Source organism: Limnothrix sp. HT2024 (assembly GCF_059138625.1).
This window is the reverse complement of sequence record NZ_CM181121.1, coordinates 1,989,700-2,002,939: the sequence shown is the minus strand read 5'-3', so window position 1 is coordinate 2,002,939 and position 13,240 is coordinate 1,989,700. Positions and strand designations below refer to the sequence as shown.

The 13,240-nt window shown below is 54.9% G+C and carries 10 protein-coding genes; 8 read left to right on the top strand and 2 right to left on the bottom strand.

Annotated features, from left to right (window positions below; all coding sequences use genetic code 11):
- Positions 1 to 176 precede the first annotated feature (176 nt).
- Together AC2IAX_RS08110 and AC2IAX_RS08105 are read left to right on the top strand one after the other, a co-directional pair.
- Entirely contained in the window at positions 177 to 407 is a 231-nt protein-coding gene (locus AC2IAX_RS08110) for a hypothetical protein (protein WP_099532358.1), read from the top strand.
- A 487-nt stretch (positions 408 to 894) separates the two neighbouring features.
- Complete coding sequence (locus AC2IAX_RS08105; RefSeq protein ID WP_494390324.1) at positions 895 to 2,682, top strand: GAF domain-containing sensor histidine kinase; 1,788 nt, start codon at positions 895 to 897, stop codon at positions 2,680 to 2,682.
- A 13-nt stretch (positions 2,683 to 2,695) separates the two neighbouring features.
- Here the strand turns inward: AC2IAX_RS08105 and AC2IAX_RS08100 are convergent, their stop codons facing one another.
- Positions 2,696 to 4,219 carry a SagB/ThcOx family dehydrogenase gene (locus AC2IAX_RS08100; protein WP_494390098.1) on the bottom strand — a complete coding sequence of 508 codons (1,524 nt, stop codon included), beginning with the start codon at positions 4,217 to 4,219 and terminating at the stop codon, positions 2,696 to 2,698.
- A 1,063-nt stretch (positions 4,220 to 5,282) separates the two neighbouring features.
- Here AC2IAX_RS08100 and AC2IAX_RS08095 point away from each other — a divergent pair.
- Positions 5,283 to 5,717, top strand: a complete 435-nt coding sequence (locus tag AC2IAX_RS08095) for a pentapeptide repeat-containing protein (RefSeq protein WP_494390097.1) — start codon at positions 5,283 to 5,285, stop codon at positions 5,715 to 5,717.
- 86 nt (positions 5,718 to 5,803) lie between these two features.
- Complete coding sequence (locus tag AC2IAX_RS08090) at positions 5,804 to 6,292, top strand: DUF4168 domain-containing protein (RefSeq protein WP_494390096.1); 489 nt, start codon at positions 5,804 to 5,806, stop codon at positions 6,290 to 6,292.
- A gap of 222 nt (positions 6,293 to 6,514) precedes the next feature.
- Here AC2IAX_RS08090 and AC2IAX_RS08085 read toward each other — a convergent pair whose 3' ends face one another.
- Entirely contained in the window at positions 6,515 to 8,101 is a 1,587-nt protein-coding gene (locus tag AC2IAX_RS08085; RefSeq protein WP_494390095.1) for an iron uptake porin, read from the bottom strand.
- 396 nt (positions 8,102 to 8,497) lie between these two features.
- Between AC2IAX_RS08085 and urtA the strand changes: the two genes are divergently transcribed.
- From urtA to urtD, 4 genes are all read left to right on the top strand, one after another.
- Positions 8,498 to 9,820 carry an urea ABC transporter substrate-binding protein gene (gene urtA, locus AC2IAX_RS08080; RefSeq protein WP_494390094.1) on the top strand — a complete coding sequence of 441 codons (1,323 nt, stop codon included), beginning with the start codon at positions 8,498 to 8,500 and terminating at the stop codon, positions 9,818 to 9,820.
- Positions 9,821 to 9,990: 170 nt separating this feature from the next.
- Positions 9,991 to 11,139 carry an ABC transporter permease subunit gene (locus tag AC2IAX_RS08075; RefSeq protein WP_494390093.1) on the top strand — a complete coding sequence of 383 codons (1,149 nt, stop codon included), beginning with the start codon at positions 9,991 to 9,993 and terminating at the stop codon, positions 11,137 to 11,139.
- A 145-nt stretch (positions 11,140 to 11,284) separates the two neighbouring features.
- Entirely contained in the window at positions 11,285 to 12,454 is a 1,170-nt protein-coding gene (gene urtC / locus AC2IAX_RS08070; RefSeq protein ID WP_494390092.1) for an urea ABC transporter permease subunit UrtC, read from the top strand.
- Complete coding sequence (gene urtD, locus AC2IAX_RS08065; protein ID WP_099532335.1) at positions 12,451 to 13,230, top strand: urea ABC transporter ATP-binding protein UrtD; 780 nt, start codon at positions 12,451 to 12,453, stop codon at positions 13,228 to 13,230. The genes urtC and urtD overlap by 4 nt, the downstream gene beginning before the upstream one ends.
- Positions 13,231 to 13,240 lie beyond the last annotated feature (10 nt).

The following is a 13,240-nucleotide window of genomic DNA, read 5'->3' as shown; positions in this document are numbered from 1 at the left end:
CAAAGGCACAGGTGCATCTGCCACCAAGCCGGAAAATCTAGCGCTGAGAAAATCCAGCGCTCAAAAATGCTAGGACGGCGGGTAATCAATCCGCTATGCTGCTGGCAATTCCCCCTCCATGCCGAGTCTGACCGTTAGCCTTATCTAACCCCCCCAAACACATGGAACCCTCCACCATGGGCGATCGCGCCGCCAGCCCCCGCCCGGAACGCGAAAAAGTTGAGCTTTCGATTCGTCTCGATCCGGACTTGCTCGATCGAGTCAATCACCTGACCGACGACCCGAGCAAAATTATCGAAGCCGCCGTGCGCCAATGGTTGCGGGGTGGCCCGGCCCGCGAGGATGATCTCTCGCGGTTGTTGCCGCGCAATCCCGTTGTGCCGCCCCGTGGGGAATGGAACGATTAGCCGAGCGGCCTTGGATGGCGTTGCCAGTTGTGTTGAATCGCGGAAATTGTGGTGAACTGGGCCTCAGGATTGAAGCTCAGAGATGTTACCACTGAGGTTATTGAGCGGTTATGGCCCTGTAAGCGAGCGCGTAATGTCTGGATCCCCTTCGTCTTCGGATTTTTCGCCATCTACGTTGACCTCCCCGGACAACTCCGCAATGGATCCGACTGTCTTCCCGCATCGCCCTGGTGATCATCGGGATCTGACGACATATCCAGCGCCGCTTGGGTCTCTTGGTGTGGGTTCATCTTCAGTTAGTGTTCCCCCAGAATCGATCGCCTCGGGATCGATCGCGCCGGGAGCCGTCGTGTCTGGTTCTGTGCCATCTGATTCTGGGTCGCCAGGAGTGGTTGCGCCCGGATCTGGTGCGCCTGAATCTAGCCTGTCGGAGGCAACCGCGAACCCCAAGCCACCGACCGCCCCCCCCTCGCCAGGGCGATCGGGCATGACCATTGATGAACCCCTCGCGTTGCAACACTTGGGCGCTGAGTTGGCCTATATCCAAGACAACGACGGTCATTATCGGGCTTTCCACTGGCGAGAAGCCGCCGCTCTGGGCCTCGATCCCCAACTGATTTGCGCGGCTCCGCCCGAAGAACCCCTCTTTGGGCCAATCAGTTTGCCTGAGTATTTTGAGATTTTGAATCGGGTCATCTTGCAGGGTGCTCCAGAACGTTTAACTTGTCGCCTGGCCTGGGCGAATCAGTCGCGTACTTTTGATTTAGTGCTCAGTCCGATGCTGGGGGACGATGGGCGGGCCGATCGGGTGTTGGTCATGGGGCGATCGATTTCAACGCGATCGCACGAGCCAATGACTCCGGCAAATCTCCCTTCTGCCCTGGATGCTCATCAAAAGCTCCTGAGCAAAATTGCCACCAGCATTCGGCGCACCCTGCCCCTCAGTTCGGCTCTCTATCAAATTCTCTTGACCAAGATTGCGCGCAACATTCGCAAAACGCTTGATCTCGACACCATTTGGCAACAAACGGTCTGTGGCCTCGTCCAAGCCCTCAGTGTTTGTCGGGCCGTTGTTTGTGCCTACCCGGGCCCCCAGGAGGGGGTGGTGCGAGTTGTGGCGGAACATACCCGCAGCCCTAGCCCCCATCCGATGCTGGGCGCTGATCTTTCCGTGGCCCATGACACACCCATGGGGGAGGCGCTGATTAGCCTGGAACCCGTGGTGATGGATCGGCTGAATCAGGATCCCTTTGGGAATCAGTCGGCAATTATTGTGGCGGCTCGTCACCAGGGCAAGGTGAATGGGTTGATTGCGCTCTATCAGTACGATCGCACCCGTCACTGGACGACGGCCGAAGCGGAACTGATGCGAGAGTTGGCCGACCAAGTGGGCACGGCGATCGCCCATGCCACCCTCTTTGCGGAAAGCCAAGCCCTGACCCACGAGCTGCAAGAGAAAAACATTCACCTGATTCAAAAACAGCAGGAATTAGAGGAAGCCCGCGAACAGGCGGAAGAAGTCTCGCGGCTCAAGAGTGAATTCTTGGCCAACACGTCCCACGAAATTCGCACGCCCCTGAACGGGGTGATTGGCTTTCTGAAGCTGATTTTGGATGGGATGGTGGACGATCCCGAAGAGCAGCAGGACTTTTTGCAGGAGGCTTACAACAGCGCCGTTCACCTGCTGAATATCCTGAACGACATTTTGGATATTGCCCGCATTGAGGCCGATCGCCTGGAATTGCATCTGGTGCCGGTGAACCTGCGGGAACTCTGTCGCCATGCTTCGGATTTCACCCTAGCCCAAATGCAGCAAAAGGGCTTGCGCTATGACTTGCAGCTCCCGGATACCCATGACGATGTGTTGATGTATGGGGACGATCAACGGTTGCTTCAGGTGTTGCTGAATCTGATTGGCAATGCCATCAAATTCACCCACGAAGGCGGCATCACCGTCAGTGCCGATCTGATTTGGCAACCGGTGGTGGTGCAAAATCGTGAGCTACCGGGGTTGGTGCGAATTCGGGTGGCGGATACGGGCATTGGGGTCTCGTTGGATAAACAAGACCGGCTGTTCCAATCCTTCAGCCAGGTGGATGGGGCCCGCACCCGACGCTATGGGGGCACGGGGTTGGGTCTAGTGATTTCCCGGCGATTGGTGGAAGCGATGGGGGGGGATATGAACTTCTACAGCCTGGGTGAAGGGTTGGGTTCCACGGTGACCTTCACGGTTCCCCTCTATCAGGAACCGGTGATGCGATTGGTGGAAACTTAGGGGCGATCGCCCGCTAGCGACGACGGATCCGACCGAGGGTGGTGATATACAAAACCGCTTCGGCCGGGGGAATACCCAACACCTCGTTCACCTGGTTGTCAAAGAATCCGGCGATGCCGCTGGCCCCTAAACCGAGGCGGATGGCCGCCAAATTCAGCCGCTGGCCCAGGTGGCCGCTGTCTAGATGTAAGTAGCGATAGGCGCGATCGCCATAGCGCTCGATCGCCGCGTCTAGGTCTGCCGTTTGGAACACCACCGCCGCCGCATCTCGCCCCAGTTCCTGGCCCAAGCAGAGGAAGTGCAACTCTTCTCGGAAATTCTTGAAGCGAATTTGCCGCAACTCGTTGGCCTGGGGCGCGTAGTAGTAGCAACCGGCTTCGAGACCTTCCACATCGGACACGGCCACAAAACTGTTGATCAAGTAGGGGTCGAAGTAGTCTGGGTTCGGATCGAGACCCTGCTCGGTGTAGTTGCGGGGTTGGTAAGCAAAGGTCAGGATGCTGGATAGGTCACTGAGGCTGAGGCTATCACCGCTGTAGGCCCGGGTTGAGCGGCGGTGCAAGATCGTGCGCTCCAACTCCTGAAGTTGCTGACCCCAATGGATTGGCGGTGCGGCGATCGGGACTTTGAGACCAAAGGGCAGATTGTACTTGTCGGCGGCGACCAAGCGGTTGTCCTGGGTGAGCAAGCTGGGATCGATCGCGGCGGATTGGGAGGTGATCCGCGTGGCCTGGTGCAGATAGCGCAGCAGTTGACCATCGGGTAAGTCGGGATAGGCGCGATCGGCCCGCGAAGGCAGGGCGCTGGGGGCTGGTAGGTGGGGGCGATCGGGCCCCGTTCCTTCGGTGAGGGCCACCACCGCCGTCACACCCTCCTGTTCTGGTTCCAGAAACAGCAGCCGCTCCAGTTGTTCATCGTCAAACCCACCGATCAGCGTGGCTTGATAGTCCACCAGGGAACAGGCCAGCGTGGCATTGGCCAACAAATGCCCCGTATCCAGACAAATGCGGCGATAGGCGCGATCGCCATAACGCCAGGCCGAGCGCTGAAAAACCGCCGTGGTCACCAAGGCCAAGGAAGCGTCGGTTAACGCAGGGTGCTGAAAGCAGGCCGCTTGCAGATCGGGCCAAAGGGCGCTATCCCACACCTGAACCAAACCATGGGTTTTCACTTGGTAGTGATACAGCCCCGCCGCCAAGGGGCCATTGCCCGGCGACAACAGATAAACCTCCGCTGGGTACAGCCCCCCCGCCGAAGGAGCCGAACGGAGCGCCACGCCCATTTGCGGCAACCGAGCCGTGATCCCATAGGCGCAATAGAGCAATTTGGACAGTCGCCGCCACCAGGTCGCGATCGGGCTGTCTAAAACATCGATCGCGCTGGGCTTGAGATCCAGCACTGTGCCAAATCGATAATCCTTGTATAGTTCCGGGCGATCGTCCCAATTCAGCGGTCGAGATTGACGCTCGATCGTTTCAGGATCATACTTAGTGCGCTCGTGATAGTACTGAGCGATAGACAACTCTACCTCGGGCATGGCTTCCAATTGAACGAGGAACGATCGCGCAATCAATATCCAACAACAACGGGGACAAATCAATCCACTCGCGGTAAACATCATCCCCTAATCACACCCCCGATCGTCCCACCCCGGGAGCAAGATCAAACATCAGCGCCGTGGGTTACATCGCCCCATTCCGAATCAACGACGTGGCAACCTGGGAGAACTTTTGAAAATGGCTTAATGATGATTTTTTTAAATCAACTGATAATTATTATTGATTAATAAATTTGCCCTCCATCCAATTCTGAATCGGCTGCTGATCCCGCTTCCATCGCGAGCCTATGCAGACGCTCCTGCTCCTGGGGGCGTGAATTTGGCCGGTGGCTCCAGCTCGCAATTTACACCACTGCCGGAGTTGGGATCTCTCAGAAAGCCTAGGGGTCTTCAAAGCGATCAGGGGATCGTGATGTCTATGAATTTAATTATTTTTTGGCAATTTTAAATATGTTTTCCTGGTTTGTGATTCTCTCGGTTATTTTCTGATGCAACCTCCCGATCGCCGCTGGGATTGCTGAAGAAGCAAATTCACAAACTGACAAAATTGATACCTAATCACGGACTGGAAAGACAGTAACCCCAGAAATTGAATCTAAAAAAAATCTTAGGTCTGCAAAAATATCCGAAAAATTCTGATAGAAAACGATTGAATTTTAGAAAAATTCTGACTTCTTCCTGAGACCTACAGTCAGCCAATATTCAGCCAATATTAGTTAATTAAGCTTTCGTCGATGGTTTAGGAATGCAGCCCAAAATTTGCCCAGTCAGTCATCACCCCAAGGGTTTACCCCGGCAGTAGAATAAGCTCCCGCCACCACTTTGGGCAGAAATTGAGCCGAAACTGACCTGTCACCGTCGCTCCCGCCGTCGCCCGGGAGCCTGTTGTATCGTCGTCGATGGTATGCAAAAACTGACCGTAGCAGAGCTTCAAGCTGCATATCAGCAAGGTCAACGCAATTTTCAAAAAAGTGATCTTCAGGGAGTGGATCTGTTCGCAGCCTCATTACCAGACATTGACCTGCAACAGAGTTGTTTGGTCATGGCCTATCTGCCCTATGCCAACTTGAGCCAAGCGCAACTGACACAAGTTCAAGGACAACGGATGGAACTGGGGAACGCCCAGCTCTACCAGGCCAACTTGGCGGGTGCGAATTTGCAGGAGTCCCAATGTGTGCGCAGCAACTTTCGCTATGCCAATCTGCGATCGGCCGATTTGCGTCATGCCAACCTCTGTGGGGCAGATCTATATAGTGCAGATCTGCGGGAGGCGGATTTGCGAGGGGCCGATTTGACCAGTGCCAACCTGAAGTCAGCGCACTTGGAAGGGGCTAAACTCCAGCGGGCTAATCTGTTTCGGGCGAAGGATCCGGATCTTTCCCAAGCATTTTATGACCATACAACGCTGCTCCCCGATGGCTACCGAGCCATGGAAAACGATCGCCAATCGCCAACCGGTCAGCAGTCTTTGGATTAGTTAGATTAGACAGTGCTCTGGATTGACGGGGCAATTCAACTCGCCCCTACAATGGCGGTTGATGCTCGGAAAGCGTAGATGGGGTCATGGCACAGGAACAGCGCATTGATGGAAAAGTCACGGTGACCCCAAAAGAGGGCCGATCGCCCCGAAAGCCAGCGTTGCAGTCCTGGGGCTGGCTGTCTTTGGGGGTGTTGGGCTTGGGGATGTTCGGGGCTTGGCAAGCGCAGGCCCAAACTCAGCCGTCGGGCGCTGCGGCGATCGCCCAATATGCCGATGCGGTGTTGGCGATCGAGCCGGTGCGTCAGGCTGCGGCGAGCCAACTGAAAACCGTGATGGGCGATCGGCCCTTGCCGGTGGTGATTTGCTCTCAGGGCGATACGGTGAAATCGCTGTCGCGGGAGGCGCGGGAAATTGCCGTTTCCTTCTGCAACCAAACCAAGGGCATTATTGAGGGAACGGGCCTCTCGATCGCCCAGTTTAATCAAATGACTCAAACCCACGCGATCGATCCTGCCCTGCGCCAACGGATCCAAGAGGAGTTGGTGAAGCTACAGGCTCCCTCGCAGCCCTAATTTTTTGCAGCACTCAGGACAACAAAAAGCACCCCAGCGTTCATATCGCGGGGTGCTCAATTTGGTATCGGATTGAGAAAACGCTTGCAGTTGAGACTTGGCATCAAGGCAACCCATCCATATAGACCGATTGCCTTGAACTTCCCAGCCTGTTCGGATTGCAACCACGCCTGATCACGCCATCGGCAGAGCTGGCAGTGGCAGCAACGATTCCGGCCAGTTCTAGAACTTGAACTCGGTGCGCAGTACACCCATCACAGCCGTATCACCGTTGTCGTTGGCATCAAACACAGCCACCACACCCGGAGTCAGGTAGATGTTGTCATTGAGCGCGAACTTGTACATGGCTTCCACCAGAATCGGCGTGTTGTCGTCTTCTTCAACGCCGTCGGCATTCACCACCGTCGGCGGTTGACCCACCGTCAGTGCGCCCATGCTGCCTTCCTTGCCCAGGTCGGGGAAGGTGAAGCCCACACCCCAGGTCAGAATGTCAGCATTTGCATCATCGTTGTTCAGGCTGTCGGCCCAGGTGTAGCCAAAGAAGCCATGCATCCCGAAGTGCTCCGAGAAGCGGTATTGGGTTTGGAAGCCAATGTTGTCGCTGTCGAAGGAGTCGCCGTTAAACAGGTTGAAGGTGTTCTTCGTGCCCGAGCCGCCCAGGACGTTGAAGGGGCGATCGACCCGAGAGTAGTAGGAGTGGGCGTAAAGCAGACCGGCCGAGAAGCGATCGTCCGAGCTGGAGTAGTTCAAGCTGACGCTGGCGCTGTAGCTGCCGTCAAACAAACCGCGACCTTCATCGGGGCTGGCGGAGTTGCCGGCCGAGTAGAGCGCGGCCACCGTGAAGTTGTCGCTGGGTTTCCAACGAATCCCCGCACCGCCGTAGCTGGGCTGACGGAAGATCGGGTTCAGGTCGGCAAAGCTAGTGATTGCGCCGTTCCCGTTGCCGTAGATCGGGTTATGCACCGGGTGGGCATCTTCCAGGATCAAATCTTGACCCACGATCGCCGTGGCGCGATCGCTCAGGGGGAACTCATAGGCCAAGAAGGTCAGGCGGAAGTTCGTATCGGAACCGTTGCCGTAGCTGAGGTTGGTTAGCCCCGTCACATCGTTCAGCGGGCTGCGAACGCTGTTGGATTCCAAACGGGTGAACAGCTTGTCCTTGCCGGTGAAGCTTGTGACCAACAGCAACCGCGTCCGTTGGCTGAAGGTAACGTTTTCTGCGCCGCTGTCGTCGCTGTCGTCGCCCGTGAGCGTGCCACCCTGCATTCCGAAGATCACCTGACCGGACAGCTTGGTGGTGGTTGAAAACTGGTTGGCTTCCAGTTCCGAAGTGCGTGCTTCCAGGGAATCAACCCGGCCGCGCAGGGCTGCCAACTCAGCGGCAAATTCTTCTTGCAGCTTTTGCAGCTTCCGCAAATCTTCCTTGGTGGCCAGCGGGTCGGTGGCGGCCTTGATCAGGTCATTGATCCGATCGAGGCAAGCATTCAAACCAGCGGCGAACTCGTAGCGGCTGAGGGGGCGGTTGCCCTTGAAGGTGCCATCGGGATAGCCCGCAATACAGCCGTAGCGCTCCACCAGGGACTGCAATGCCTGGAAGGCCCAATCGGTGGGCTGCACATCAGACAGTTGCGAGACGGAAGTTACTTGATCCAGCGCCATTTCCGAGTCGATCGACCCGAGCAGCGTCGCTTCCGTGGAGGCGTTCACCCCAACCGGACTTTCAGCAGCCGCGCGATCGGCCGTGCCCAACATTGCCCCACCCGAAATAGCCAAGGCGGCCATCAGGATTCCATAGCGACTTTTCAACACGATCTATCCTCACACCAAAACTTTAGAAAATCCTCGTTCAGCTCATCACCCTTGCAAACAACGGCGAACAAGCTAATCCTGATAGTAAATAATCAGTAAGGATTTGGTTAAGTATCGGTTATAACTTTTTTTTCAAAACAGCACAACACCCAAGTTATCGAATAGCGACAATCAGAATCTGTAATGGTGGCCACCGTTGAAACTCGTCCCCATCAGGACTTTCAGAAAAACGGGAAAATTTTTTTCTGTATCCTCAGATACAACGACCTATATTTCAGCGCCCTAGGATGACGCTAAAATCGGGACAAGCCAGGGCTTTTTTGAGTCCTTTATCCAGGCAATAAGCGGGGTTTGTAACTGATTTTTACGCAAAGCTGAGGAGTGTAAAACAATACAATGTCCGGTCAATTTAATCGCCGTAAATTTCTGTTTTACGGCTCCGCTGCCCTGAGTGCCAGTGTTTTACTCAAGGCCTGTGGCCAAGCCCCGGAAAGCGCTCCATCGCCGGGTAGCCCTAGCCCCGGGGCTAGTCCCGCCGGATCTCCCGCTGCTAGTGGTGACACGATCAAAGTCGGTGTTCTGCATTCCCAGAGCGGCACGATGGCGATCAGCGAAAAGAGCGTGATCGATGCTGAACTGCTGGCGATCGAGGAGATCAACAAGGCCGGCGGTGTCCTGGGCAAGCAAATCGAGCCGGTTGTGGAAGATGGAGCCTCTGACTGGCCCACCTTCGCAGAAAAGGCGAAAAAGCTGATCGACCAAGACAAGGTGGTCACCATTTTTGGTTGCTGGACCTCTGCCAGCCGCAAAGCAGTGCTGCCGGTCTTCGAGGAGAAGAAGCACATGCTTTGGTATCCCGTGCAGTATGAGGGGCAGGAATGTTCCCAAAACATCTTCTACACGGGCGCTGCGCCGAACCAACAGATTGAACCGGCCGTTGAGTGGCTGTTCAAAAACAAAGGTAAAGAATTCTTCCTGGTCGGTTCTGACTACGTTTTCCCGAGAACGGCCAACACGATCATCAAAGCCCAAGTGGAGAAGCTGGGCGGCAAAATCGTTGGTGAAGACTACATTCCCCTGGGCGGCACGGAAGTTACGCCCATCATCACCAAGATTCGCAGCGCTCTGCCGAACGGTGGCGTAATCTTCAACTCCTTGAACGGCGACAGTAACGTTGCTTTCTTCAAGCAGTTGCAAGGGGCTGGTTTGGGCCCTGATAAATATCCTTCGATGTCCGTGAGTATTGCGGAAGAAGAAGTGAAGGCGATCGGGGTGGAATACCTGGAAGGTCACTACGCCGCTTGGAACTACTTCATGTCGGTGGATTCTCCGGCGAACAAGAAATTCGTGGATGCGTTCAAGGCGAAATATGGCCCCGATCGCGTGACGAATGACCCCATGGAAGCGGCCTACATTGCCGTTTATCTGTGGAAGCAAGCCGTTGAAAAGGCGAAGACCGCCGATGATCTGGAGAAAGTGCGGGCGGCTGCCTATGGCCAAACCTTCGATGCCCCAGAAGGAATGGTGACCATGAATGCGAACCATCACCTGTCGAAGGTGGTGCGGATTGGCGAAATCGAAAAGAGCGGTCAATTCAAGGTCGTGTTTTCAACGGATAAGGCGATCGAGCCGGTGCCCTGGAACCAATTTGTGGCTGAAACCAAGGGCTTCGCTTGCGACTGGTCGGATCCGAAGAAGGGCGGCAAGTACAAGATCTAAGCCATTTGATCTTTGTAACCCTGATGATGCTTGGCGGGCAATAGCCACTGCATAGGCATCGGTTCTACAGCAGCCAAGGGGCAGTCGGCCAAGTCGTCACTGCCCCTTTGTTGTTGAAGGGCCATGGTAACGAGGTTTATTTCACCCGCACACTCAACCCAGTTCTTGAGATGCTTGATGCCATTTTTAGCGGAATTAGCATTGGCTCCGTGTTGCTGATTGCAGCATTAGGCCTGGCGATTGTGTTTGGGCTAATGGGTGTGATTAATATGGCCCACGGCGAGCTGATGATGCTCGGAGCCTACACAACGTTTTTGGTTCAGAATCTGTTCAAATCCTTCGGTGAGGGGGCGTTTGAAATTTATATTTTCCCAGCGCTGATTGCTGCTTTCATTGTCACAGCGATCGCGGGGGTGATTTTGGAGCGAGGGGTGGTGCGATTTCTCTACGGTCGCCCCCTGGAAACCCTGTTGGCCACCTGGGGGGTGAGCCTGATGTTGCAGCAATTTGTCCGCAGCATTAATTGGGTGATGGCGATCGGGCTGGTGCTGTTTTGCGCCCTCTTTTTTGGGGCTTGGGGGTTGTTGGGGAAACGGGCCAATTGGGTGGCGATCAAAACTCAGGCCCTGAGCATTTTGTTGCCGGTGTCGGCGGGGATTTCGATCGCTGTGGGCAGCCTGTTAGCTCAACAATTCAAGTTAACGGTCACCAAGCCCTGGTTCGGGGCCCAAAACGTGGATGTGACGGCTCCCCGCTGGCTGCGGGGTGGAATTCCGATCGGGGATTCGCAACTCCCGTCCACCCGCTTGTTCATCATTGCCCTGACGATTCTGTGCCTCTTTGGTCTGTATTGGTTCCTGAATCGATCGCTCTGGGGCCTGCGCATCCGTGCCGTCACCCAAAATCGCAGCATGAGCGCCTGCTTGGGCATTGCCACCAACACCGTGGATTCTTTGACCTTTGCACTGGGTTCCGGACTGGCAGGAATTGCGGGCAGCGCGATCGCCCTGTTGGGTTCCGTGGGCCCCAACACTGGCCAAAACTACATCGTTGATACCTTCATGGTGGTAGTGGTGGGCGGCGTTGGCAAACTGGTTGGCTCGATCGTCGCCGCATTGGCCATTGGGACTGCGAGTTTCCTGATTGGTTCCGGTACTTTGGCCGCCGTGTTTGCAACGGTTCCGCCCCTGGCGGAGTTCTTTAACTTCTTTGCCACCGCCAGCATGGCCAAGGTGATGGTTTTTGCCGCCATCATCGTCTTTTTGCAAGTGCGTCCGGGCGGTCTTTTTCCCCAAAAGGGACGGACGGTTGAGTCCTAAACCGTGATCTGGAAGCCTTGTTCTATCGTTCCGATCGCTCTAAATTGCACATCTTTCCAGTTTCGATGCTTCAGTTTCGATTCTCAAATTCCAATTCGAGAATTGCAGCAATTGCTAACGACAATCCTCATTGCGGGATGTGAGTATGGGATCTTTACCTTCAACCCGAAAACAGCGATCAATTCCCCTCAGTTCGGAGGATTGGGCAGCCATTGTTCTCCTCATTGTGGCGCTTCTGATCCCACTGTTGCTGTCGGATTTTCGCTTGAATCTTCTGGGGCGCTATCTATCCCTGGCGATCGTGGCCCTAGGTATTGATTTAATCTGGGGCTACACGGGTCTGCTCAGTTTGGGTCATGGGGTGTTTTTTACCCTGGGTGGCTATGCCTTGGCTATGCACCTGAAGCTGGTGCAAATTCCGCCCGATGCCACGGTGAAATTGCCGGAATTCATGTCTTTGTATGGGGTGACAGAACTGCCTTGGTTTTGGCAACCGTTTTATAACTTTCCGGTGACCTTGGTGGGCATGGTTGCTGTGCCCATGGTTGCCGCCAGTATTCTCGGTTACCTGGTGTTTCGGAACCGGATTCGAGGTGTGTATTTCTCTATCCTGACCCAAGCGGCGACCATTGTTTTCTTCAACTTTTTCAATGGCCAGCAAAAGTTAATTAACGGTACTAATGGGCTAACCAATTTTGGGCAATTTTTGGGCTTTGATATTTCATCCCCAGGAACCCAAAAAATCATCTATTTCATCACGCTTGGTGGATTAGTGGTTGCCTATTTGGTTTGTCGCTGGCTCATTTCTGGCCGCTTTGGGCGACTCCTGATCGCCATTCGGGATGATGAACCTCGGGTTCGTTTTTCGGGCTATAACCCCACGGGTTTTAAGGTGGTGGTGTTTGCGGTTTCAGCGGCCCTAGCGGGCTTGGCCGGGGCATTATTTACCCTGCAATCGGGAATTGTGTCGCCCAAAACCATGGATATTCCCTTCTCGATCGAGATGGTGATTTGGGTGGCCGTTGGCGGGCGTGCCACGCTCCTGGGCGCAATTGTGGGCGCGGTGTTGGTGAACTTTGCCAAGAGCCTTTTGAGCGAACAATTCTCGGCGATTTGGCTCTTTTTCCAAGGGGGCTTGTTCCTGCTGGTGGTGATGGTGTTGCCCGACGGCATTGTTGGTTGGCTCAAGACCTCCGGTATGGATTTAATCAATCGACTGATCGGTCGATCGCCCCAGCCGGTTGCCACCTATCCCAGCTTGGAAACCGATCCCGAAGTTCAATTTGAGCGCGAAGAATTGCAGGATAAATCATGACCCATTCTTTGGATCTGCCGACGGCGGCGGCTCAGCCCATCCTCGCCATTCAAAACCTGACCGTCAACTTTGATGGATTCAAGGCCCTGAATAACCTAACCTTCAGCATGGCCCCCGGTGAATTGCGGGTGGTGATTGGCCCCAATGGTGCAGGGAAAACCACGTTTTTGGACACGATCACGGGCAAAGTGAAACCCACCCAAGGGGATGTGTTGTTCAAGGGCCGCAGCCTGAAAGGGCGTAGTGAATACGAAATTGCGCGCTTAGGCATTGGTCGCAAATTCCAAACGCCTCGGGTTTATCAAAACCTGACCGTGGCCCAAAATTTGGAACTGTCGGGCAATCCCCAAAAAGGCGTGCTCCATAGTTTGTTTCGGAAACCCCTGCGATCGGAACGACAGTCCGTGGCCCAGCTATTGGAAACTCTGGGACTCACAAGCAAAGCCCAACTACCGGCGGCCCTGCTCTCCCATGGAGAAAAGCAACGACTAGAAATTGGCATGTTGGTGGCTCAATCGCCGGATTTGTTATTGGTGGATGAACCGGCGGCCGGCTTAACCGATGAAGAAACTTACCAACTGGGGGAATTGTTGATTTCTTTGGCGGAAGTGCATTCCATCATTGTGATTGAGCATGATATGGAATTTGTCCGGCAAATTGCCCGCACCGTGACGGTTTTGCATGAGGGATCATTGCTGTTTGAAGGCACGATGGATGAAGTGCAAAGCGATGAACGGGTGATCGAAGTCTATTTGGGCAAAGAAGACGAGGACTAGGGATTTGGAA